At 63.8% G+C, this 21373-nt stretch carries 21 protein-coding genes and 2 tRNA genes; 11 read left to right on the top strand and 12 right to left on the bottom strand.

The features are described 5' to 3' along the window. Positions 1-188 precede the first annotated feature (188 nt). The 4 genes from ACEWFR_RS05655 to ACEWFR_RS05640 all read left to right on the top strand — a co-directional run bounded on the left by ACEWFR_RS05655 (position 189) and on the right by ACEWFR_RS05640 (position 3623). Positions 189-261, top strand: a tRNA-Asp gene (locus tag ACEWFR_RS05655). A gap of 424 nt (positions 262-685) precedes the next feature. Next, positions 686-758: transfer RNA gene (locus tag ACEWFR_RS05650), tRNA-Asp, on the top strand. A 144-nt stretch (positions 759-902) separates the two neighbouring features. Then, positions 903-1313 carry a group I intron-associated PD-(D/E)XK endonuclease gene (locus ACEWFR_RS05645; protein WP_374060114.1) on the top strand — a complete coding sequence of 137 codons (411 nt, stop codon included), beginning with the start codon at positions 903-905 and terminating at the stop codon, positions 1311-1313. A gap of 186 nt (positions 1314-1499) precedes the next feature. Continuing rightward, the gene (locus ACEWFR_RS05640; protein WP_374060113.1) at positions 1500-3623 is read left to right on the top strand and encodes a bacterio-opsin activator domain-containing protein; all 2124 of its coding nucleotides are present in this window, start codon (positions 1500-1502) and stop codon (positions 3621-3623) included. A gap of 624 nt (positions 3624-4247) precedes the next feature. Here ACEWFR_RS05640 and ACEWFR_RS05635 read toward each other — a convergent pair. The 5 genes from ACEWFR_RS05635 to ACEWFR_RS05615 form a co-directional block, all read right to left on the bottom strand. Next, positions 4248-5015, bottom strand: a complete 768-nt coding sequence (locus tag ACEWFR_RS05635; RefSeq protein WP_374060112.1) for a protein-L-isoaspartate O-methyltransferase — start codon at positions 5013-5015, stop codon at positions 4248-4250. A gap of 56 nt (positions 5016-5071) precedes the next feature. Next, entirely contained in the window at positions 5072-5707 is a 636-nt protein-coding gene (locus ACEWFR_RS05630; RefSeq protein WP_374060111.1) for a protein-L-isoaspartate(D-aspartate) O-methyltransferase, read from the bottom strand. A 142-nt stretch (positions 5708-5849) separates the two neighbouring features. Further along, positions 5850-6503, bottom strand: a complete 654-nt coding sequence (locus tag ACEWFR_RS05625) for an HVO_0476 family zinc finger protein (RefSeq protein WP_374060110.1) — start codon at positions 6501-6503, stop codon at positions 5850-5852. A gap of 62 nt (positions 6504-6565) precedes the next feature. Next, positions 6566-7147 (bottom strand): LURP-one-related/scramblase family protein, encoded by a 582-nt coding sequence (locus ACEWFR_RS05620; RefSeq protein WP_374060109.1) that lies wholly within the window; start codon positions 7145-7147, stop codon positions 6566-6568. A 152-nt stretch (positions 7148-7299) separates the two neighbouring features. Further along, positions 7300-8256: an aminopeptidase gene (locus ACEWFR_RS05615; RefSeq protein ID WP_374060108.1), complete on the bottom strand. Its 957-nt coding sequence runs from the start codon at positions 8254-8256 to the stop codon at positions 7300-7302. A 243-nt stretch (positions 8257-8499) separates the two neighbouring features. On the opposite strand from ACEWFR_RS05615, the gene ACEWFR_RS05610 reads away from it, so the two are divergent. Both ACEWFR_RS05610 and ACEWFR_RS05605 read left to right on the top strand, forming a co-directional pair. Continuing rightward, the gene (locus ACEWFR_RS05610) at positions 8500-9513 is read left to right on the top strand and encodes a type II glyceraldehyde-3-phosphate dehydrogenase (RefSeq protein ID WP_374060107.1); all 1014 of its coding nucleotides are present in this window, start codon (positions 8500-8502) and stop codon (positions 9511-9513) included. Between the two features lie 72 nt (positions 9514-9585). Then, on the top strand, positions 9586-9987 hold the full coding sequence (locus ACEWFR_RS05605) for an Hsp20/alpha crystallin family protein (RefSeq protein WP_374060106.1): 402 nt from the start codon (positions 9586-9588) through the stop codon (positions 9985-9987). 123 nt (positions 9988-10110) lie between these two features. On the opposite strand, the gene ACEWFR_RS05600 is transcribed toward ACEWFR_RS05605, so the two are convergent. From ACEWFR_RS05600 to ACEWFR_RS05590, 3 genes are all read right to left on the bottom strand, one after another. Continuing rightward, the gene (locus ACEWFR_RS05600) at positions 10111-10977 is read right to left on the bottom strand and encodes a RimK family alpha-L-glutamate ligase (protein ID WP_374060105.1); all 867 of its coding nucleotides are present in this window, start codon (positions 10975-10977) and stop codon (positions 10111-10113) included. A 288-nt stretch (positions 10978-11265) separates the two neighbouring features. Then, positions 11266-11796 (bottom strand): 50S ribosomal protein L16, encoded by a 531-nt coding sequence (locus tag ACEWFR_RS05595; protein WP_180839843.1) that lies wholly within the window; start codon positions 11794-11796, stop codon positions 11266-11268. A gap of 209 nt (positions 11797-12005) precedes the next feature. Next, on the bottom strand, positions 12006-12239 hold the full coding sequence (locus ACEWFR_RS05590) for a MarR family transcriptional regulator (RefSeq protein ID WP_374060104.1): 234 nt from the start codon (positions 12237-12239) through the stop codon (positions 12006-12008). Positions 12240-12469: 230 nt separating this feature from the next. Between ACEWFR_RS05590 and ACEWFR_RS05585 the strand changes: the two genes are divergently transcribed. From ACEWFR_RS05585 to ACEWFR_RS05575, 3 genes are all read left to right on the top strand, one after another. Beyond that, entirely contained in the window at positions 12470-13645 is a 1176-nt protein-coding gene (locus ACEWFR_RS05585; protein WP_374060103.1) for a CBS domain-containing protein, read from the top strand. Positions 13646-13725: 80 nt separating this feature from the next. Then, positions 13726-14751, top strand: a complete 1026-nt coding sequence (locus ACEWFR_RS05580; RefSeq protein WP_374060102.1) for an ATP-binding cassette domain-containing protein — start codon at positions 13726-13728, stop codon at positions 14749-14751. Continuing rightward, positions 14751-15554 (top strand): ABC transporter permease, encoded by an 804-nt coding sequence (locus tag ACEWFR_RS05575; RefSeq protein WP_374060101.1) that lies wholly within the window; start codon positions 14751-14753, stop codon positions 15552-15554. Before ACEWFR_RS05580 ends, ACEWFR_RS05575 begins: the two co-directional genes overlap by 1 nt. A 372-nt stretch (positions 15555-15926) precedes the next feature. Here ACEWFR_RS05575 and ACEWFR_RS05570 read toward each other — a convergent pair whose 3' ends face one another. Continuing rightward, complete coding sequence (locus ACEWFR_RS05570; RefSeq protein WP_374060100.1) at positions 15927-16442, bottom strand: metallophosphoesterase; 516 nt, start codon at positions 16440-16442, stop codon at positions 15927-15929. Between the two features lie 157 nt (positions 16443-16599). Between ACEWFR_RS05570 and ACEWFR_RS05565 the strand changes: the two genes are divergently transcribed. After that, on the top strand, positions 16600-17544 hold the full coding sequence (locus tag ACEWFR_RS05565; RefSeq protein ID WP_374060099.1) for a cation diffusion facilitator family transporter: 945 nt from the start codon (positions 16600-16602) through the stop codon (positions 17542-17544). 35 nt (positions 17545-17579) lie between these two features. Here the strand turns inward: ACEWFR_RS05565 and ACEWFR_RS05560 are convergent, their stop codons facing one another. Next, positions 17580-17999 carry a hypothetical protein gene (locus ACEWFR_RS05560; protein ID WP_374060098.1) on the bottom strand — a complete coding sequence of 140 codons (420 nt, stop codon included), beginning with the start codon at positions 17997-17999 and terminating at the stop codon, positions 17580-17582. Between the two features lie 168 nt (positions 18000-18167). On the opposite strand from ACEWFR_RS05560, the gene ACEWFR_RS05555 reads away from it, so the two are divergent. Then, positions 18168-20369: an ATP-dependent DNA helicase gene (locus ACEWFR_RS05555; protein ID WP_374060338.1), complete on the top strand. Its 2202-nt coding sequence runs from the start codon at positions 18168-18170 to the stop codon at positions 20367-20369. 26 nt (positions 20370-20395) lie between these two features. On the opposite strand, the gene ACEWFR_RS05550 is transcribed toward ACEWFR_RS05555, so the two are convergent. Continuing rightward, a complete protein-coding gene (locus ACEWFR_RS05550; RefSeq protein ID WP_374060097.1) occupies positions 20396-20767 on the bottom strand; it encodes a hypothetical protein in 372 nt (123 codons plus the stop codon). Positions 20768-20835: 68 nt separating this feature from the next. Beyond that, complete coding sequence (locus tag ACEWFR_RS05545) at positions 20836-21336, bottom strand: 2'-5' RNA ligase family protein (protein ID WP_374060096.1); 501 nt, start codon at positions 21334-21336, stop codon at positions 20836-20838. Positions 21337-21373 lie beyond the last annotated feature (37 nt).

Genomic DNA, 21373 nt, shown 5'->3' with positions numbered 1-21373 from the left:
TGACCGGAACCGTCGATCACACTCGAGAGTATCCGGTTCTCAGTTATATTCCTTGTGGGTCGTGTGATGTTGTAGCACGATATAGTGGAGGAAACGGGCTCGAGGCGGCTATCGTGGCGCGATTGACCGTACCACACGCTGTTCGATTGAAAAGCCTTAATACCAGCAGCGGGTAACCATGTGTTGAAGCCCGGGTGGTGTAGTGGCCCATCATACGACCCTGTCACGGTCGTGACGCGGGTTCAAATCCCGCCTCGGGCGCTTTCTCGAAGAACTAACCGACGAGCGAAGCGGGTCGCTATTCCTCGAAAAACGGAACAAGGAAGGTGAAAACAGAGAGCCACACGCCTAGATCGATCGAATTGAGACATCTGATTGCGCGATGGCGATGCGATCAGCGGATACATCGTTTCAGTGACTGCGATACTTCGACGAGATATAGTAGCCACTGAAACGATTCACACACTGATCGGACAGCTGTCGTTCGATCAGGCGTACAATGACTTTCAGTGGGCACTATAGTATCGGAGTGCGTCCCTCCCCCCGAACGAATTCGCTGATTTGTGCCATAGAAGGACCAGATAACTTCGTCTGGAAAGGCAGAGTGGTTTTGTCACTGAACGATGAGAATAAGAAGGGAACAAAACCCTTAATACTCCGACGAGGGAACGAAGGGTTGCAGGTTGCCCGGGTGGTGTAGTGGCCCATCATACGACCCTGTCACGGTCGTGACGCGGGTTCAAATCCCGCCTCGGGCGCTTTCTCGAAGAACTAACCGACGAGCGAAGCGAGTTGCTATTCCTCGAAAGTTCCTGCATCCACGTATAGTTGGGAACGAGTAGTGGTTAATCGAACGTAATATTACGGTAGTTATTGAACACAATACTGGCTTTGAGAAGGCGATGAATACCAAACAAATCGGCGATGAAACTGAAGCCCGAATTATAGCCGCGCTCATCGCAGAAGGACACTCCGTTTCCGTTCCATTCGGTGACAACGACAAATACGATCTCGTTCTAGATACCGGCGATCGACTCCAGCGAGTGCAGTGTAAAACTGGATGGATCGAAGACGAAGTCGTTCGATTCAAAACGGCCAGTCAAACGACTGTCGACGGAGACATCAAGATGGACGGGTACGATGGAGAGGTTGATGCGTTCGCTGTCCGATGTAAAGACAACGAAGAACTGTACTGGGTGCCAATTGAGGATGTCGGAAAGAAAAGTACGTATCTTCGATTGTCCGAGCCAAAGATCGACCATCCCAGCGTTAATCTAGCCGAAACATACCGCTTCGAGGTTCGATTGCCGTGACTGAGTCCGTTTCCATCCGGCCCAAAATGGATGTTTCTGTGACACTATCGACGATAGGCAAAGAGTTAGCGTGCGCTCGTTTGCTATCCTAATATATTAGTACTCAGCCAAGTCCCAATTACGTGAACCGACAGCCGGGTGAACGGCTACCCGTTCACAATACCGGTCGTCGGGACCAGCGGAATTATGTCACAAGCGATCACCGTACTCGTCGTCGACAACGAACCCGGCTTCGCGTCTCTGGCCGGAGAGATGCTCGAGCGCGAACGCGAGTCGATCGCGGCTGAGGCGGCGACGGACGGCGCGGAAGCGCTGGCAATTCTCGAGCGCCGCGGGGTCGACTGTATCGTCAGCGATTACGAAATGCCGGAGATGACGGGCCTTGAGCTGTTAGAGCGAGTCCGGGAGGGGGACCCCGACCTGCCGTTTATCCTCTTTACAGGGCGGGGATCGGAGGAGATCGCCAGCGAGGCGATCGCGGCGGGGGTAACACAGTATCTCCAGAAGGAATCCGGCGAGGAGCAGTACGCGCTGTTGGCGAACCAGATCACGAACGCAGTCGCCCAGTACCGCACTGAAACGGAGCTCCGGGAGAGCGAGCGCCGCTACGAGCGGACGCTAACGACGTTACACGAGACGACGCGAGATCTGATGCGAGCCGAGACCAAAGCGGAGATCTACCGGGCGGCGGTCGAGACGGCCCGCGAGATCCTGGACGTGGCGGTCGCGGCGGCCTACGCGTTCGAGCCGACGGCGGGGGCCCTCGAGCGCGCGGCGTCGACGCGGCGCTCGCCCGAGTTGGGCGATCTCGCGGAGACGTTCGAACGGGGAGAGGGGCTGATCTGGGAGGCGTTCTCCGAGGGGGACAGCGCCTATTACGAGGACGTCAGTCGCGAAGACGGGGCCGATACTGCGGAAACAGTGGGTCGAAGCGAACTGATCGTCCCGCTGGGGACGCACGGTGTCTTGGTCGCTGGGACGGAAGACGTCGACGGATTCGACGAGACGATGACGGAGCTGTTGCACATTCTGGCGGCCAACACCGAGGCGGCGCTGGACCGGGCCGAACGCGAGCAGTTGCTTCGCGATCACGATCGGACGCTCACGCAGCAAAACGAGGAGCTGACGCGGCTCAACCATACGAACGAGATCGTCCGCGAGATCAATCACGGCGTCGCGCAAGCGTCGACGCGCGCGGCGATCGAGGAGACGGTATGTGATCGCCTCGCCGGAACGGACCGGTATCGGTTCGCCTGGATCGCCGCGAGCGACGACGAACCGCCCGCGCCGACCGCCTGGGCCGGGATCGACGCGGCGTACATCGACGGAATCCGCGCCGGCAACGACTGCGCACCCGAGATCGAACAGGTCCGGGAGATCCTCGAGTCGGGGCAGGTGCGGACGGTACGCGACGTGCTCGAGGACGACCAGTGGACGATGCGACGCAAGGAGGCGCTGACCTACGGGTTTCAGACGGTCCTGGGCGTCCCGCTCGCTGCGGACGAACGGCGTTACGGCGTCCTGATGGTCCACGTCGCGGGAGCCGACGCGGTCGGCGAGCGCGAGCGCGAGGTGCTCGCCGAGCTCGGGGAGACGATCGGACACGCGATTCAGTCGGTCGAACGGACGCGGGCGATGCTGACCGATAGTCGCCTCGAGCTCGAACTCGCCGTAGGGGGCTCGCGATTGCTGCTCAACCGGCTGTCGACTCACGTCGCCGGGACGGAGCCGATCGCGCTCGAGGGCGTCGTCGACCGCGGCGAGGACGGGATCGTGCTGTTCGTCAGCGCGCCGGCGGCGGCGGATCTCACCCCGCTGGAAGCATCGTGGGCGTCAATCGAGACGCTCTCGGTCGTCTCCGAAGGCGAAGACGAGACGCTGTTCGAGCTGACGGTGATGGCGACGCCGTTCCTCGACGTGCTTCGAACGTACGACGTACAGATCCGGATGGCGACGGCCGAGGACGGGACATCGACGCTCGTTCTCGACGTTCCACAGCGGGTGGAGACGCGGGCGCTCATCGAGGCGATCAGAGAGGAGTATCCCGAGACGGAACTGATTGCCAAACGGGAGACGACGACCACGCAGTCGGCGCGACAGCTCGATACCCACCTCGCGGAACAACTCACCGACAAGCAGTTCGAAGCGTTGCAAGCGGCTCACTACAGCGGGTTCTTCGAGTGGCCACGCGAGAGCACCGGCGAAGACCTCGCTGACGCGCTCGACATCTCGCCGCCGACGTACCACTACCACCTGCGAGCGGCTGAACGAAAGCTCGTCACCGTGGCGTTCGACGGAAAATCTAATTAAGTAGTATATCCTGTGAGGGCACACAAACAGTTAGAAAGTATTCTTACCCACCATCGGTTCGTATCGGTAATTGGCGATCCGAGGCACATTATCGCCATCCCCAATTCCCCCACCCCCTTTCCCGAACCATTCGTTCTATAGCGACGCCGTTCGTCGAACGGGTGCCGGAAACCGGTTTTGATGGGAGTACTCATCACAGTGCATTCCGACGAGAGAGTTCCCGCAGAGTGACGTGTGAACGAGTCAGATCAGTCGGGGTGGCCAGACAGGAAAATGTCGTCTCTGTCAAAACCATCGGTTATGGCAATCAGCGGCCCCCGATCACAATGTCTCGGTAGGACACTAATTAATTAGAATTCATTATATCGAGGTGGTAAACAGTTAGAGAGTATATTTAACTCCCATCAGTTCGTACGAGTAGTTGGCGATCTGAGACAGACTGTCGCCACCCCCATTCCCCCCACCCTTTCTACCCACCCTCGAGAGGCATCTCGCGGTCGTGCGCGCGAAGTCATCCGAAAGCGGTACTGACTGTCCCAGCAACACCGGCGTACCGGCTCGAAAGACGAGCGGCCGCAAATCGGGCCGTGATACTGTTCGGCGAGAGAGGAGAGTTCCGTGCTATCAGGATCGGCGACGCTGTGACTGCCGGTCTACGGCCTCGTCCCACTCGATCCAGTCCTGTTCCCAGCCGCGACGGGACTCGGCGCGTCGCTGTGCCCGTTCGCGGTCCTCGCGAGTCATCCGGTTTCGCTCGACGGCTCCCGATTGCTCGCCCTCGACCAGCAGCGGATCAAACGAGACGGGATCGAACCGGTCGACCACGCCGTCGGTCGAGACCGCCTCGAGTCGCTGTCGTTGGGTGCCCCGCGGAAAAACCAGTCGCCCGCCCTCGGCGAGTTGCTCGAGCAGGGCGCGGGGCGGTTCGACCGCGGCGGCCTCGAGTAAGATCCGGTCGAAGGGGGCGTACTCGGGGAAGCCCGTCGCGCCGTCGCGGCAGTCGACGAGGACGCCGTCGTAGCCCGCGTCGGCGAGATTCTCCCGCGCTTCGACGACCAGTGGCCGGGAGATGTCGACAGCGTGAACGTTCGTTTCGCCGACGACCTCGGCCGCGACGGCGGCGGTGTAACCGACGCCGACGCCCACGATCAGTACCGTCTCGTCATCCTCGAGTGCGAGCGCCTGAAGTAGTCTGGCAGCCGTGCTCGGGGCGAGGACGCGGGTACCGAAGGCGTCGTGTTCGCGATCGGCGTAGGCCGTCCGTTCGTCGTCGAGAAACGCGTGCCTGGGCACGTCGCGCATCGCGACGGCGATGGTTTCGTCCGAGAGGACGTTCTTTGGCGCGGCCTCGAGGCCGTCGACCATGTCCTCTCGCAGTACCGCGAGGTCCATACGCTAGCTATCGCACCGGCCGTTATGAATGGCGCGCTTGCTCGTCCGATTGTCAGCTACCCTCGCATCCGGACGAATCGAACGCCGCCATTCTTGGTCCGTTCGAGCGAGCCGTCGGGGCGTTTCGTCGCGTCGACGAGCGTCTGGCGACCGGTCCCGATCGGCGCAAGCACCTGGCCGCCCGGTCGGACTTGGTCGACGACGGGGTCGGGAACGTCGGTCGCCGCGCAGGTGAAGTAGACGGCGTCGTAGGGCGCGTGCTCGGGCCAGCCGTCGCGTCCGTCGCCGACCCTGATCGAGACGCCGTCGTAGCCCAGGTCCGCGAGTTGCTCGCGGGCCCGCTCGGCCAACTTCCCGCTGTACTCGACGGTGTAGACGTTCTCGTCGCCGACGAGCTCGGCCGTCACCGCCGCATGGTAGCCACAGCCGGTGCCGATCTCGAGGACAGCATCGCCGGGGTCGACCTCGAGCAGGTCGGACATGATTGCCACCATGTGGGGCGCGCTGATCGTCTGCCCGTCGCCGATCGGCAGGGGCCGGTCGGCGTAGGCGCTGTCACGACGGTCGGGCGGGACGAACTCGTGGCGAGGGACCGCGTCGAGGGCCGCGAGGACGCGGTCGTCGTCCACGTGCGGTGCGACGGTCTCGACCATCCACCGGCGTGGAGCCTCGTCGCTATCGGTGTCGGACATGGGTCGGCGCCGAATACGCGCTCGAGAACGGTAGGAAGTCGGGTGGCGAATACCGGGGGAGGGGGCGATGGATAACCGTGGCGCTGGGGTGTAGACAGCAGGAGAGAGGCAGAGTGTGGGCAATGATCGGGATGTCGCCTGCCTACCAGGCAGACCAGGCGCTGCTCTGCTCGTCGTAGGCGTAGACGCGTTTGATATCCTTCGCAAAGCCCGTATCGCCACCCTCCTCGAAGCGGTCTCGCCGGTAGCCGTCGGCGTCGCCGCGGACGACGAAGGCGTCAATCTCGAACTCGTCGTCGCCGAATGACTCGACCGCGCCGACCTCGAACTCGTAGTCGCCGGGGACGTGGACCGTGATACTGTGGCTGTCGTCTCTCGAGCCGTCTTGGGGATGGATCGTGACGTTGACCGCCACGTTGTCGACCTCGCGGGTCCAGACGGTCTCGATCTCCTCGGCGGGGGCCGCCTCGACTCGTTTCTGTCCGTCGAGTTCGACGCTCGTTACGCGGACGGTCGAGAGCACTTCGTCGGTCTCGAGGATGAACTCGTCGCCGACTTCGATGCGCTCGTCTTCGGGCGTGGTGACGTTCGCCGTGAACGATTCGCCGCCCTGGGAGACGACGACGTCGAGGGTGACCTCCGTCTCGGTCTCGGGCTGAATCTTGTGGACGTGACTACACTCGCTGCATCGAACGGTCAGGTGTCCGCCGCCCTCCGTAAGTACCTCGTGGACCGTCTCGAGGTCCGGCGAGCACGAAGGACAGGGCGTCGGAACCCGGTCCGGTATTTCGCTCATGGATCTCCTAACGGCTACGCACCTAAAAGGCGATTGAACCCGTCGTCCGGTTGGGAGCGACCCTAGTTCTCCTGAATCGCGTCGATGACCATCGCCGCGGCGATGATGGGTTCTTTGGGAACGGTGCTGGCGTCGTCGATGACGATGTCGTAGCGGTCGCGCAACGAGAACTGGCCGCTGATGGAGCCGACGTGTGCGCCGTTCTGATCGGTGATCTCGTACTTGTGCGGGATCCAGCCGCCGAACGGAAGGACGTTCCGGGCCATCGTCACCATCGCGCCGCGGGAGTTGATCTCGGCTAACTTTTCCTCGGTGGTCGCGTCGCGAATCTTCCATGTATCCTGCAACAGCGAGTAGTCGTTGTCCAGAATGACGACGTTCTCGCCGGTCCGGGCATCCGAAAGTACGTAGTTCCCCGCGACGTCGATGATGCCGCCGGCTTTCACTGTGAACACCTCGTTCCCGTCGGCGTCGACGAAGGGGAACTCCTCTTTCATCTTCAGCATCTTCTGTTTACCCCGGAGGACGACGTTCCCGTCGGCGTCGAGCGCCCTGTACTTGTTTCGGACGAGCCCCTGCTCGACCGTGTAGCGGTCGTCGGTGAGCTCGATTCCCTCGATATCGTACGCTCGAGTATCGCTCATCGGATTCCACCTCACACTACCCGAACTTGAAACCACTAGGTTCTCACATATCGGCTGGAGTTCGAGCGCATCCCGACGGAATGGACTCGACGGAAGCAATAGCAATCGCGGTCGAGAGCGGTGCTTCGGTCGTCGGTCGTTCAGTCGATCAATCAGTCACCATCGGCGACCGGAAGATCGACGGGAGCGCCGTCGGCGAAGACGCTCGGTTCCCGGATGATGCCGTCGAGGTGGATCGGCGCTTCGGTGTCGCCACCGATCCCCGCGTCGTCGCCGATCGCGATGTGGACGGTGCCGCCGGCCTTCTCGTCCAGGAGGACCGAGCCGACGAGGTCGGAGACGGCGACGTTGGTGCCGATTCCCAGCTCCGCGAGATTGTACGCGGCGTCGCCGGCCGTCTCCGCGGCGTCCTCGACCGTCTCGCGAATATCGTCGTCCGAGATGCGGGTGACGAACCCGTCTTCGACCGCGAACGAGAGCGTCCGACCGTCCTCGAGCAACCCGTGGGGCATCATCGTTCCGTCGACGACGAAGGTCCCGTCGGCGGTTTCGGGGCTGATGAACACCTCGCCGGCGGGGAGGTTCGACATCTCGCCGGGATCGTGGACGATGCCGGTGTCGACGAGCCACTCGCGGTCGCCAACGCCGAACGTGATGTCGGTGCCGGCCTCGGTCGTGACGCGAACCTCGTCGGCCCCCGCGACCTGCTCGCGGACCGCCTCGCAGTGGGCCGCGATCGACTCGTAATCTGCTGCCAGCCCCGTCGTGAAGACGTCCTCGGTGATCCCCGGGAGCGTCGCGACCCGCGCCCCGGCCTCGTTCGCGTCCGTGCGGGCGCGAGTGTGACTCAGGCTCTTGGTCGTCGGCGCGAGGACGACGTCGGCCTCGGCCATCGCCGCCGCCACCGGAGCGGGGGGCTCGCCGCCGTGGGTCTCGCCCGGTGGATAGCGGACGATCACGGCGTCATCGGTGATTTCGCTCGCGACCTTGTAGATCGCCTCCCCGATCGGAGCCCGGTCGTCGTCGGTGACGACCGCACACGACTCTCCCGCCTCGAGACCCAGACACTGGCGGACCGCCGTCTCCGCCGCGGCTCGAAGTGCTGTCATACGCGGGTGTGCGGCGAGCGGGCCGATATGTCTTGCCCTCGGTCGCGCTCGCGGGTTCTCGGGCGGTCTCGCTCGACGATTCGTCCCGCCGGATCAGGTTGAACGGACGGATCGATCGGCTCGAGTGCCGTGCGAACCGGTACCGAGATCGGCCTCGAGAGGGATCGAGAACTCCGATTCGAGTAAGAATCGGCTGCGAGTCCTCGAAACGATTATCCCGCTCGGTGGTTCACTCCCGGGTACATGCAACAGGTCGCAATCAACGGCTACGGTACGATCGGCAAGCGCGTCGCGGACGCCGTCCGGCAACAGCCCGACATGGAGGTGCTGGGCGTCGCGAAGACGCGCCCGAACTTCGAGGCCGAGACGGCGATCCAAAAGGGGTTCCCGCTCTACGCGGCAATCGAAGAGCGCGAGGAACTGTTCGCCGAGGCCGGCCTCGAGATCGCGGGTCCGGTCGAGGAACTCGTCGCCGAGGCCGACGTCGTCGTCGACGCGACGCCCTCTGGAATCGGAGCCCAGAACAAGGAACTCTACGAGGAGCACGATACGCCCGCGCTCTACCAGGGCGGTGAGGACGCCGAACTCACCGACGTGAGCTTCAACGCGCGCTCGAACTTCGAGAACGCCGTCGACGCCGATCACGTACGCGTCGTCTCCTGTAACACGACCGGGCTCTCTCGAGTCATCGCGCCGCTCCGGGAGGCCTACGGCGTCGAGAAGGTCCGCGCGACGCTCGTCCGTCGCGGTGGCGACCCCGGCCAGTCCGACCGCGGGCCGATCAACGACATCCTCCCGAACCCGGTGACGATCCCTTCCCACCACGGTCCCGACGTCGAGACCATCTTCCCCGACCTCGACATCGACACGCTCGGGATGAAGGTGCCCGCGACGCTGATGCATATGCACAGCCTCAACGTCACCCTCGAGGAGGAAGTCGACGCGAGCGAGGTCCGCGAACTGTTCGCCGACGAGTCGCGTCTGTTCTTGATCCCCGAGCGGCTGGACATCGACGGCAGCGGGACGCTCAAGGAGTACGCACTGGACGCGGGCCGGCCGCGCGGCGACATCTGGGAGAACTGCGTCTGGGAGGAATCCGTCTCGACCGTCGGGCGCGATCTCTACCTGTTTCAGGGAATCCACCAGGAGAGCGATGTCGTACCGGAGAACGTCGACGCGATCCGGGCCGTGACCGGCAGTGCCGACGCCGCAGAGAGCATCGAGACGACCAACGAGACGCTGGGAATCGGACTGTAAGGTCGCGGATTCGCGCCCCGATCGTATAGCGACGACAGAAAGTTTTTGCCGCCTGGTGGCTTACTGTCTGTCATGCGCCGAGACGACCGCGACGAACCCTTCGACGACCTGTTCCGCGAGATTGAGCGAATGATGAACGAGATGATGAACGGCGCGGACACCAACGTGGACTTCAACTCCTCGAATACCGTCGATAACGGCTTCGGGATGGATACCCACGTCGACATCCACGAGACCGACGAGGCGGTCCGCGTCGTCGCGGATCTCCCCGGCGTCGAGAAGGACAACATCGAACTCGAGTGCGACGGCAAGACGCTGACCATCTCCGCCGAGAGCGAACACCGCCAGTACGACGAACGCGTCTCGCTACCGACCCGCGTCAACGAGCACACCGCGTCCGCGACCTACAACAACGGCATTCTCGAGGTCGTCTTCGATCGCGCCGAACAGTCGTCGGACATCAGCCTCGAGTAATCGGGCTGCTCGCGGTCGAATCGACTCGGTATCGGTTGCTTCATACGGACTGCTGTCAGTCAGTTCCGGAACAACCACAGAACGGTTCGCGGTTACTCCGGTACATCGGTACAATAGACCGTATCAGTCCGCGACGTCGCGTATCGCGGCCGCGAGCCGATCGTAGAACTCCGGCTCGTACTTCGTCTCCTCGTCGATCGTTGGTCGCGCGTTCGTCTCGTTGATCACCAGTTTCTCGCCGGTCTCGAGCAGATCGACGCCCAGGAAGGGGATCTCGAGTTCGGCCGCGACCGATTCGGCCAGGTCGCGCCACGGTTCGGGGAGGTCGATCCCGGTCGCTTCCGCCCCGCGGTGGACGTTGTGTTTCCACTGGCCCTCGCGAACCGCGTCATCGGGGAGCCGGCGCTCGACCGCGCCGACGTACTCCCCCTCGAGCACCATCACCCGGTAGTCGGTCGCGTTCGGGAGGTACTCCTGGACCAGAAACGACTGGTCGCCGGTCGCCTTGTAGTCGTGGACCAGCGAGAGGTAGTCACAGATCCCGAGGAAAGAGTCCAGATCGTGGGCTTTCGCGACGCCGACGCCCCGCGTCGTCGAGTTCGGTTTGACCACGACCGGCGGCTCGAACCGCTCGAAGACCTCGACCAGTTCGGCCTCGCCGACATCGTTGGAGACGTAGACGGACTCCGGTACCGGAAGGGCGGCCCGCTCGAGTCGCGCCAGCACCTCGGCCTTGTTCCGCGAGGTCAACACCGTCTCGTGGTCGTTGAGCCACGGGATCTCGAGCAGGGCGTCCGCGACGCCGCCCTCCATCAGCCGACCGGGATAGACGAAGCCGACGTCGTAGTCGTCGGGCGACCACGGCGGGTCGCCGAGCGCGACCGTGCGCTCGCGGACGGGCACGTGGTGAACCTGTATATCGCGCTCGGCCAGCGGTTCCTGCATCCGCCGAAACGTCTGTTTCTCGTTGGCGACCGCGAGATCGATCATACGCGGTACTCGGAGTAGACGGACAAAAAGGTGCTCGAGACGGGATTCTCGAGAGCAAGACGCGGTGGCCGGGAGCGGGCTCCGAGCGCTGCGAGGAGCCCGCACCCGGGGGAGGGCAGGCGATTCACCGATACTCACCGCGAGTGAGTGCCGAAGGCACAAGCGAGCGGGCCGACGACTGATGTGAGCGAGGACTGGAAGGACGAGTGAACGGAGGGAGGAGTGCTTTTAATCGAATTTTTGCTCTGCGGGCGCGGCTTCGCCGCGCCCGCAGAGCAAAACTTCGTTTTACGCTATGAGTTCTTCCTCGCCGCGCTCGATGACGATGCGACACGGCGGCGAGATCTTGTTGTAGGAGCGACGGAGCGCGTCCTTGGCGAACTCGGCGTCGTCGATGTCACACCAGATGGTGAAGATGCGCTCGCCGGCGCCCATTCGGGCGGCGGTGCCGACGATCTTCCCGAACGCCTGGCGCATTCCGTCGGAGACACGGTCCGCCCCGGCACCCGTCGCCTGCTTGTTCTCCCGAATGACCTGATGGGGGAACTTCCGCAGGATCATCTTGTAGTTGTTCTCGCCGGCGTTTTTCAGCATGTGACGGTTCGCCGAGAGGCGCGAGGCCTCGAGGCTTCCGTGACGGAGCTGAACCTCTTCTTCCGTGATAAGGCTCATCTGGACGGGGTAGTCGTCGGGATCCGCTTTGACGTCGCCCATCTTGTGCTGTGCGATCTTCGAGCCAGGGATACCAGTAATGTATTCGCGGCGCGTGTAGGCCGGCTTACTGATCTCCCGGTACATGGAGGCGGGCTTGTCTGACATGGTTGTGATTACTTAGAAAAACGGAGGCCCACCGGGCGGATAAAGGCTTCGAAGCGCCGCGTCGGACAGCGCCGCGGTCGATCACCGCGAGCGAACCGCGGGTCGTCGGGACCGACGGCCGGTGTCCCGGCTGGTGACAGTGGTGTCGACTCGAGAACGGGCCGGCGTCCCCAACGCGGTCGGGCCGTTCGAAACGGCAGGTTCCGAACTCAGTTCGCGACGACGTACGCCGACCCGGTCTCCTCGATCAGCCCCTGACTCGAGAGCGACGAGAGCACGCTCAGGATGGTGAGCTTCTGCATGTTCAGGAGTTGGCTCAGGTCGCCGGTCGTCGCCCCGCCGGTGGCCTCGAGGGTGACGTACACGAGTTTGCTCTGTGCGGAGTCGAGTTCGGTCGGAAGCGGGCTGTGTCGGTCGGTCGATTGCGTATCTTGCATCAACATACTAACAGTATCCACGAACACCTGTATAAGTCTATGGTGCAGAGGATATAGATTGCCTAGTGGATATTATTGTGGTTATATTGCGTGGAGGCGAGAACGCAGCGCGATCGAAAAACTGGCTGAGACGGATTGCTGTAACGGGTTCCCCGCCACGATTGCGCGGTCCATCCACTCTCTCGACCGCCGGTCCCGGCGGCGTATTTAAGGTTCCGCCGCCAAAATCACTCTACATGAGGAGTTTTCGGATCGGATCCCTGTTCGGGATCCCGATCAAACTGGATTTGACGTTCCTGTTGGTGCTCCCGCTATTCGCGTATCTCATCGGGGCACAGATCGAGGACGTCGCTGGGATACTGAACGACGGGTTAGCGGCGGGAATCGACGTCGGAGCCATCACCGGCGGTTCGATGTCGTGGCTGCTCGGGCTGGCCGCGGCGATCGGGCTGTTCGTCGGCGTCGTGCTCCACGAACTCGGCCACTCGCTGACCGCTCGACGATATGGGTTTCCGATCGAGTCGATCACCCTCTGGCTGTTCGGCGGCATCGCCTCCTTCTCGGAGATGCCCGAAGACTGGCGACAGGAACTCAATATCGCCGTCGCCGGGCCGATCGTCAGCATTCTGGTCGGCGTCGCCTCCTACGCGCTCTTCGTCGTCACCCCCGAAAGCCTCGACGGCGCACGATTCGTCCTGGGCTATCTCGCCGTCCTGAACGTCGCGCTCGCCATTTTCAACATGCTTCCCGCGTTCCCGATGGACGGGGGACGGGTGCTGCGAGCGCTGCTCGCTCGCAGTCAACCGTACGCGCAGGCGACCCAGCAGGCCGCCAGCATCGGGAAACTGTTCGCGGTCCTGATGGGACTGTTCGGCCTCTTTTCGGGGAACATCATCCTCATCGGCGTCGCCTTCTTCGTCTATATCGCCGCCTCGAGCGAGGCCCAGCAGGTGACGATGAAGGCGGCCTTCCAAGACGTCACCGTCGGCGACATCATGACGCCGGCGAACGACCTCCACACCGTCGAGCCCGAGACAACGGTCGCGGAGCTGATCCGGCGGATGTTCACCGAGCGCCACACCGGCTATCCGGTCGTCGATACGAACGCGTTCGAGGGGGAGCGACTCATCGGCCTCGTGACGCTGACCGACGCCCGCGAGATCGAACCGGTCGAACGCGACGCCTACACCGTCGAAGACGTGATGACGACGGAGCTGCAGACGATCACCCCCGATTCCGACGCGATGGCCGCCATCGATCAGATGCGAGAGCACGATATCGGTCGGCTGCTCGTGGTGGATAACGACGACCTCGTCGGGCTGATCTCGCGAACCGACGTGATGACCGCGTTCGACATCGTCCAGCAAAGCGGTGCGATCGCTCCCTCGAGTCGGCCGCGGACGGCGGACTGAGGGACAGTCACAAGCCGGTTTTGGAGCGACGTGTTCCCCGAACAAACGGTTTAACCGTAGTCGGGGCTGACGCTGTACCGATGCCACCGGCCATCGAGACCGTCGATCTCGTAAAGGAGTACGGCGATCTGCGCGCCCTGCAGGAGCTATCGCTGACCGTCGAGGAGGGCGAATTCTTCGGCCTGCTCGGCCCCAACGGGGCGGGCAAGACGACGTTCATCAACACGCTGGTCGGCCTGGTCCGCAAGACCGGCGGCGAGGCGCGCGTCTTCGGCCACGACGTCGAGGACGACTACCGGGAGGCCCGCGACGCAATCGGCCTCGCCCCACAGGAGTTCAACGTCGACCGATTCTTCTCGATCAGAGAAGTACTGAAACACAAGGCGGGCTACCACGGCGTTCCAGACGCCGAAGCCGCCGACCGGGCCGACGAGGTTCTCAAACGCGTCGGGATCTACGACAAGCGCGACGAGCGCTTCGACTGGCTCTCCGGCGGGATGAAACGCCGACTCCTGCTCGCTCGAGCCCTGGTCACCGAGCCCGACCTGCTCATCCTGGACGAGCCGACCGCCGGCGTCGACGTCCAGCTCCGCCACGACCTCTGGGAACTCGTCACCGAACTCAACGAGGAGGGGACGACGATCCTGCTGACGACCCACTACATCGAGGAGGCCGAACGGCTCTGCGACCGCGTCGCGATCATGAACGAGGGCCGGAAGGTGACGGTCGCGACCCCGGACGAACTCAAGGGGCGCGGCACCGATACCATCGCCGTCCGCCTCGAGTCACCGCCCGCGAGCGCACCCGAACTCGGTACGTACGCACACGAAGCGACAGTCTCCGGCGACCTGCTCGAGGTCCGCGTCGACGACGGCGGTTCGACTGCACCGCAGTTGCTCAACGACCTCGAGGCGATGGGCCACGAGATCGCCGACCTCGAGATCACCCGAACCTCGCTCGAGGAGATCTTCGTCGATCTGACCCGGAGCGAGGATCGGACCGTGACCCGATCCGGAGCCGAGGGTACGGAGGACGCCGACACCGGCGATGGCGAGGCGACCCCGTCGAAGCCCGAACGAGAACGAGAGCAGGAGGGGGTCGCCTGATGCTGTCGGTCGGCTTCCGCGCGCTCTTCCGGCGCGAGATCCTGCGATTCGTCCGCCGGCCCAAGAACACGTTCATGCCGCCGGCGATCACGAACGTGCTCTACTTTGCCGTCTTCGGCGTGATCCTGGGCAACCGGATCGACCAGATCGCGGGCTTCGACTATATCCTCTTCATCGTGCCCGGGCTCATCGTCCTCGGTGCGATCTCGAACGCCTTCGAGAACGCCTCGTTCTCGATCTTTCACGGCAGATGGAACGAGTATATTCACGAAACGCTGACCTCGCCGCTGTCGTACGTCGAGATGGTCGTCGCCTACGTCGGTGCTAGCGCGGTTCGGGGTCTCATCGTCGGCGTCATCATCGCCGCCGTCGGGCGATTGTTCGTCCCGATCAGCTTCGAACACGGGCTCTACCTCGTCGCCACGATGGTCGTCATCACGGCGCTGTTCGCCGGGTTCGGTATCATCGGCGGCCTCGTCGCTCGAGACTTCGACGATCTGACCGTGATGAACCAGTTCATCCTCCGGCCGCTGGTGTTCTTCGGCGCGGTCTTCTACTCGCTCGAGACGTTCGACCACGCCTGGCAGGTGGGCCTCTCGCTGGTGAACCCGATGGTCTACATGGTCGACAGCGTCCGGTACGGACTGCTGGGCCACTCGGACCTGATCGGCGTCGGCATCCTGCCCGCACCCTACACCGACTTCGCGCCGCTGGTCTCGCTCGCGGTGCTCACGGCGATTACCGTCCTCGTCTTGGCAATCGATGTCTACCTGTTCAAGATCGGCTACGGACTGACCGACTGAGAGCGGCCGATCGGCGGCCCTCGAGTTCGACGCGGTGAACTCACTATTTCGCTCGATACTGGGGAGGAACGTCTCGTTCCAGACCGACCATCCGGTGTGCGGTGGCGCGCGCTGGGCCGCGGCGAACAAACTGTGAGCCGCGGCATAAAGCCGTGCGAGGGATGAGCGAGAGAACGGAGTGAACGAGCGAATCGGCTGGGGAGGGCGTGGCGATTCCGTGTTGCCACGATAGCAGGACGCTTCGTCTCACACAATTCCATTAGAACACACCGTTCCATTCACACGTCTCCTGGTCACCGAACCCGGAACGGCTCCGGTGGAACGACAACTATGAGCGAGACGCTCTTCCACCTGAACTATTGTCGCGAAGAGTCACACCGTTCGGATCTCGAGCGACTCGAGCACCGTCCCGTCCGGGTGCCGGATCGAGCCCTCGAGGCCGCCGTCATCGCGCTCCTCGAGAGTAGCGAACCCCGGCTGATTCCCGCGCGGGTCGGCGTGACTACCGGGGTTCAACAGGGTGAGATCGTCGGTTTCGACGACCGTTGGCCGGTGGCTGTGTCCGAAGACGACGACATCGGCCCCCCTCGAGCGACCGAACATGGCGAGCCCCGTCTCGCCGCCGTCCCGTCGGTGCGTGACGGCGAACCGAACGCCCCCCGCCTCGACGACGCGGGCCGTCGGCAGTCGGTCACAGACCGCCGGCTCGTCGGCGTTTCCGTGCACCGCGAACAGCCGGTCGCACTCGTTCTGGAAGTCCTCGAGAGCGGTTTCACTCGTGAAATCGCCCGCGTGGATGACGATATCGGCCTCGTGGGCCGCAGTCAGGGCCTCGCCCTCGAGTTCGTGGCCGCGTCTGCTGTGCGTGTCCGAGAATATCGCGATCATGGCCGCGCTTCGGTCGCCGCTGACAGGTCCCTTTCGGATGCGACCGATCCGACCGTCCCGATCGCGCGCAGAGATGGTGTCTCCGGACGTGGTAGCGAGGGACAGCCGGCTCTAGAACGGCTTACACTTTTAGGCTCCCTCTCCGTAGTCGTCGCCGATGGCCAGTAGCACCTCCGTCGTGCTCGCCGCACTGTTCGCGAACGGCGCGATCGCGATCCTGAAGTTCGGCGGATATCTGTTGACCGGGAGTCCCGCAATGCTATCGGAGACGTATCACTCGATCTCGGATACGGGCAACCAGATCTTCCTGCTGGTCGGAATCAAGTACGGCGCGCAGGAAGCCAATCGGTCCCATCCGTTCGGCCACGGGAAGGCACAGTTTTTCTACAGCCTGCTCGTCAGCGTCATGCTCTTCGGTATCGCCGGCTGGGAGAGCGCCAGACACGGCTACAGCGCGCTGCAGGAGGGCGGCGTCCACCGGGCCAGCGAGGACGTTACGCTGCTCGGAGCAACGGTCGATCCGGTCTACGTTAACTACGCCGTGTTGCTCGGGGCGATCGCCTTCGAGTCCTACGCGCTCTGGAAGGCCTATCAGGGAATGAGCCGCCAGATGGACGAGTACGGCTGGTCGAGCTTCCGCGAGGCGTTCAGCAAGACCAGCGATGTGACGACGCTGACCGCGCTCACCGAGGACACCATCGCGCTCGCCGGCGCGGGGATCGCCCTCTTCGGGATCTACCTCACTCGAACCACCGGCAATCCGATGTACGACGCCGGCGCGGCGCTCGTCATCGGAATCATGCTCATGGGCTTTGCCATCGCGCTGGCCTGGGAGAACAAGCGGCTCATCATCGGTGAGAGCCTCTCGAAAGACGCCGAGGACGACCTCCGACGGATCGTCACCGACTGGGACGGCGTGACCGAACTGGTCGACCTCCGGACGGTCTACTTCGGTGCCGAGGAACTGCTCGTCACCGCCGACGTCGCGTTCGAGCCCGATCTGGACACTGAAACGATCGAACAGCGCATCACCCAGATCGAACTGGCCCTGATGGACCACGACGATCAGGTGCAGAAAGTCTACATCGAACCCGAAACCTGACCGAAACCTGATCGCCCACCGTTCCTCCGGTCGCGCTATTCAATCGGTTCTGCGTTCGCGTCGTCTCTATCGTCGTAGCCCGCCACCACCGTCGACCCCGGCGGCCGGTCGTTCAACACCGCCGTCACCGTCGTCTCCTCCAAGTCCACCGTCGACTCGAGTGGCTCCCACCCATCGTCGGTTTCGACGGCGACCGCGACATCGGTCGGGCTCGCGCCGGGGGGCAGTCTCGAGGGGTCGTAGACCATCGCGATCCGGACGGCTTCGACCGCCTTCAGTTCGTCGAGCGCCACGAGGTCGACGGGATCGGCGAGCGCATCCACCGGCGGCTCGCGACTGCTCTTCGCGAGGCCGAACTCGTCGGGAACGACGCCCGCGACGACGGCGACGCGGGCACCTGCGCTCTCGAGGGTATACTCGGCGACGTTACTCGAATCGTATCCGGGAATCGCCATACCGGAGGCAGGCACTCGAGACACATGGCCCTGTACCGCGCGTTCGCCGGCCGGTGGTCGCGCGAGCCGCGCGCGATCGCCGGGATTCTTTAAATGGGCCGACCGAATCGAGACGAATCCTTTTATCGGAGCGCGAACCTATCACGTACTGTGTCCGAGACCGGGTATATGCGCTTTTTCCCGTACGACAGGCCGTACGAGAATCAGCGCGAGGCGATGGACCGCATCCACAACACCCTCGGGCGGGGGCAAAACGTCCTCTTCGAGGGTGCCTGCGGGACTGGCAAAACGCTCTCGTCGCTCGTACCGGCCCTCGAGGTGGCCCGCGAGCAGGATAAGACGGTCGTCATCACGACGAACGTCCACCAGCAGATGCGCCAGTTCGTCGCCGAAGCCCGCGCGATCACGCGCGAGGAACAGATTCGCGCCGTCGTTTTCAAAGGCAAATCGTCGATGTGTCATATCGACGTCGGCTACGAGGAGTGTCAGGCCCTGCGGGACAACACCCGCGCCGTCGTCGACACCGAACGCGACCGCGAGCAACTCGAGGCCCGCCAGCGCGAACTGCTCGCCGAGAGCCAGGACGGCGACGGGTCAGCGGCCGACGCCCGAAACGCCGTCATGGACGAACTCGAGGAGATCGAAGAGCGACTCGAGGATCTCGAGGACCAGAACGTCTGTGACTACTACCGGAACAACCTGACCAAAGACACGGACGACTTCTTCGGCTGGCTCTTCGAGGACGTTCGCACGCCCGACGAGATTTACGAACACGCCGAAGGGCAGCAATTCTGTGGCTACGAGCTCTTGAAAGAGGGGATCGAAGGCGTTGATCTGGTCGTCTGTAACTACCACCACCTGCTGGATTCGACCATTCGCGAGCAGTTCTTCCGCTGGCTGGGCCGCGATCCGGACGATGTGATCGCCGTCTTCGACGAAGCGCACAACGTCGAGGACGCCGCCCGCGAGCACGCGACGAGGACCTGCTCCGAGCGGACGTTCGACTCGGCGCTGGACGAGTTGGCCGACGCCGACGACCCGCGCTCGGAGGACGCCGCGAACGTCCTCTCGGCATTTCACCGCGCGCTCGTCGAGACCTACGAGGACTCGTTCGGGTTCGGGGGTAGCGAGGCGCGGAGCGCCTCGAGAAAGGCGAGCGGCCGCGGGCCGCGAGCCCGCGAGGGGATCGGCGAAAGCTGGGAAGACGTTCCCATCGCCAACGACGATCGGAAAGACGACCTCACGCTCGAGTTCCTGCAGCGCTACTCGGGACGGGGAATCGAGGACGATCTCGAGGCCGCGATGAAACTCGGCCAGGAACTGGACGAACAGTACGAAGAGGCCTACCGCGAGGGCGAGACGGCCACGCGGACGGAGTGTCAGACGCTGGGGGCCGCGGCCTTCGTCAGCGCGTGGATGTCGGAGAGTTCGACGCAGGGGCTCTACCCGGTCGTCTCCGTCACCCGCGACGCCGGCACGGACGAGGTCTACGGCCGCGCGGAACTGTACTCCTGTCTCCCGCGGCAGGTGACCGGCCAGCTGTTCGACGAAATCCACGCGACCGTCCTGATGAGCGCGACCCTCCAGCCGTTCGACGTCACCGAGAACGTGTTGGGCCTCGAGGACGCGGTGACGATGGCCTACGGGCTGCAGTTCCCCGAGGAGAACCGTCGCACGTACGCCGTCGAGACGCCACCGCTGTTCTCCTCGGATCGCGACGACCTCGCGGTCCAGGAGACGGTGACGGAGACGATCCACGACGCCATCCGGATGACGCCCGGCAACACGCTCGCCTTCTTCCCCAACTACGGCGAGGCGGGTCGCTACGCCGACCGGCTCGAGCGCGAGACCGACGGCACCGTCTATCTGGACGAACCGGGCGTCTCCGTCGAGGAGCTCCGCCAGCAGTTCGTCGCGGACGACGACGCGGTGCTCTGTACCTCGCTGTGGGGCACCCTCGCGGAGGGGGTGAGCTTCGACGGCGACGACGCCAACACGGTACTGGTCGTCGGCGTTCCCTACCCCCATCTGGACGATCGGGCCGAGGCGGTTCAGGAGGCCTACGACGTGGCCTTCGACGGCACCGAGACGGGCTGGCGCTACGCCGTCGAGATCCCGACGGTCCGCAAGACCAGACAGGCGCTCGGCCGCGTCATTCGATCCCCCGAGGAGGTCGGCGTCCGCGCGCTACTCGATCGGCGCTACTCTCGCTCGGCGAAGTCGGATCTCGGTAAGTACAGCGTCAACGGCACCTTCCCGCACGAGGAGCGCGAGGAACTGATCGACATCGGTCCGGAGAAGCTCAAATTCGCGATGCGCAACTTCTACGGCGACCACGAAGCGTACGACGGCGAGCCGCCGGCTCCCTGACTTGCCTCGAACCGCGCTGCACGGCGTCACTCGCTCGGTTCGACCGTCACGTCGGCCGCGCCGCTCGTGACGATCACGAGGTGGGTCCCATCGCTTTCGATTGTCACGTCGAACGTCTCCGACTCCGAGAGCGAGCGCGTCTCTATCGGCCCGTTCTCCGCGTGATCGAGGCGGAAACTGATCGCTGTGGGCTCGACGGTCGTCTCGTTTTCGGGTTCGGCGACGGCGACGTTCTCGACGGTCACGGTCAGTTCCTCGCCGGCCTCGGCGTTGAACTCCGCCGTCTGCTCGTCTTGAACCGTCGAATCGACGTAGCCATCGTCCGTGAAACTCGTCAGCTCGCTACACCCCGCGAGAAGAACCGCTGTCGAACCCGCGACAACTGTGCGTCGGTACATGGCTACGAGATAGCGAGACCGTCGAGTAATAGCCACCGGACGGCTCACGATTCGATATTCGGCTCGAGTCAGGCGGGGAGGGAAATCCGACTCACCGGCAGCTTGTAGGTTCCGTCCCAGAACTCGAGTCCGCTGACCGTCCACCGGATCGGCTCGATCTCGCGGTCGGCCAGCCGCGTCGCGGTCTCGAGGTCGCCGCCGCGGGCGAGCGTCACGTGCGGGACGTAGTCGCCGCCCTCGAGTCCCTCGACCGTCTCGAACGCCTCGGTGAGGTCGGCGTGAATGGCCTCGAGGCCGGGGCTCTCGACGGCCAGATAGACGACCGGTGCCGACCCCAGTGGCGGGTCCGCGAAGTAGTCGATGGCCGTGATTTCGGCTTCGACTGCGGGGGCACCCTCGAGCGCGCGGTGGGCGCGGTGCTGGAGCTGGGCGACGTGGTCGGCCTCGCCGAGGCGCTTGAGGAGACAGGAGTGGTCCTCGCGGATGGTTTCGAATCCGACGAGGTCCGGGTGGAGCCGGTTCGCAAGCTGGCGGACGCGGCCGGGAACTGGAACGTTGACGCTGTACACTTCGCCCGGTATTGGGCCGGTGTGGCTATCAGTCTGA

Source organism: Natrinema sp. H-ect4 (assembly GCF_041894845.1).
In the GTDB taxonomy this organism is placed as follows: Archaea; Halobacteriota; Halobacteria; order Halobacteriales; family Natrialbaceae; genus Natrinema.
Note: the sequence above shows the minus strand (reverse complement) of the source record. Positions and strands in the feature narration are given on the sequence as shown.

Bases quoted from the DNA above. Each gene is read 5' to 3' on its own strand.
- ACEWFR_RS05645 (WP_374060114.1), top strand. From the start codon at position 903: ATGAATACCAAACAAATCGGCGATGAAACTGAAGCCCGAATTATAGCC.
- ACEWFR_RS05640 (WP_374060113.1), top strand. From the start codon at position 1,500: ATGTCACAAGCGATCACCGTACTCGTCGTCGACAACGAACCCGGCTTC.
- ACEWFR_RS05635 (WP_374060112.1), bottom strand. From the start codon at position 5,015: ATGGACCTCGCGGTACTGCGAGAGGACATGGTCGACGGCCTCGAGGCC.
- ACEWFR_RS05630 (WP_374060111.1), bottom strand. From the start codon at position 5,707: ATGTCCGACACCGATAGCGACGAGGCTCCACGCCGGTGGATGGTCGAG.
- ACEWFR_RS05625 (WP_374060110.1), bottom strand. From the start codon at position 6,503: ATGAGCGAAATACCGGACCGGGTTCCGACGCCCTGTCCTTCGTGCTCG.
- ACEWFR_RS05620 (WP_374060109.1), bottom strand. From the start codon at position 7,147: ATGAGCGATACTCGAGCGTACGATATCGAGGGAATCGAGCTCACCGAC.
- ACEWFR_RS05615 (WP_374060108.1), bottom strand. From the start codon at position 8,256: ATGACAGCACTTCGAGCCGCGGCGGAGACGGCGGTCCGCCAGTGTCTG.
- ACEWFR_RS05610 (WP_374060107.1), top strand. From the start codon at position 8,500: ATGCAACAGGTCGCAATCAACGGCTACGGTACGATCGGCAAGCGCGTC.
- ACEWFR_RS05605 (WP_374060106.1), top strand. From the start codon at position 9,586: ATGCGCCGAGACGACCGCGACGAACCCTTCGACGACCTGTTCCGCGAG.
- ACEWFR_RS05600 (WP_374060105.1), bottom strand. From the start codon at position 10,977: ATGATCGATCTCGCGGTCGCCAACGAGAAACAGACGTTTCGGCGGATG.
- ACEWFR_RS05595 (WP_180839843.1), bottom strand. From the start codon at position 11,796: ATGTCAGACAAGCCCGCCTCCATGTACCGGGAGATCAGTAAGCCGGCC.
- ACEWFR_RS05590 (WP_374060104.1), bottom strand. From the start codon at position 12,239: ATGTTGATGCAAGATACGCAATCGACCGACCGACACAGCCCGCTTCCG.
- ACEWFR_RS05585 (WP_374060103.1), top strand. From the start codon at position 12,470: ATGAGGAGTTTTCGGATCGGATCCCTGTTCGGGATCCCGATCAAACTG.
- ACEWFR_RS05580 (WP_374060102.1), top strand. From the start codon at position 13,726: ATGCCACCGGCCATCGAGACCGTCGATCTCGTAAAGGAGTACGGCGAT.
- ACEWFR_RS05575 (WP_374060101.1), top strand. From the start codon at position 14,751: ATGCTGTCGGTCGGCTTCCGCGCGCTCTTCCGGCGCGAGATCCTGCGA.
- ACEWFR_RS05570 (WP_374060100.1), bottom strand. From the start codon at position 16,442: ATGATCGCGATATTCTCGGACACGCACAGCAGACGCGGCCACGAACTC.
- ACEWFR_RS05565 (WP_374060099.1), top strand. From the start codon at position 16,600: ATGGCCAGTAGCACCTCCGTCGTGCTCGCCGCACTGTTCGCGAACGGC.
- ACEWFR_RS05560 (WP_374060098.1), bottom strand. From the start codon at position 17,999: ATGGCGATTCCCGGATACGATTCGAGTAACGTCGCCGAGTATACCCTC.
- ACEWFR_RS05555 (WP_374060338.1), top strand. From the start codon at position 18,168: ATGCGCTTTTTCCCGTACGACAGGCCGTACGAGAATCAGCGCGAGGCG.
- ACEWFR_RS05550 (WP_374060097.1), bottom strand. From the start codon at position 20,767: ATGTACCGACGCACAGTTGTCGCGGGTTCGACAGCGGTTCTTCTCGCG.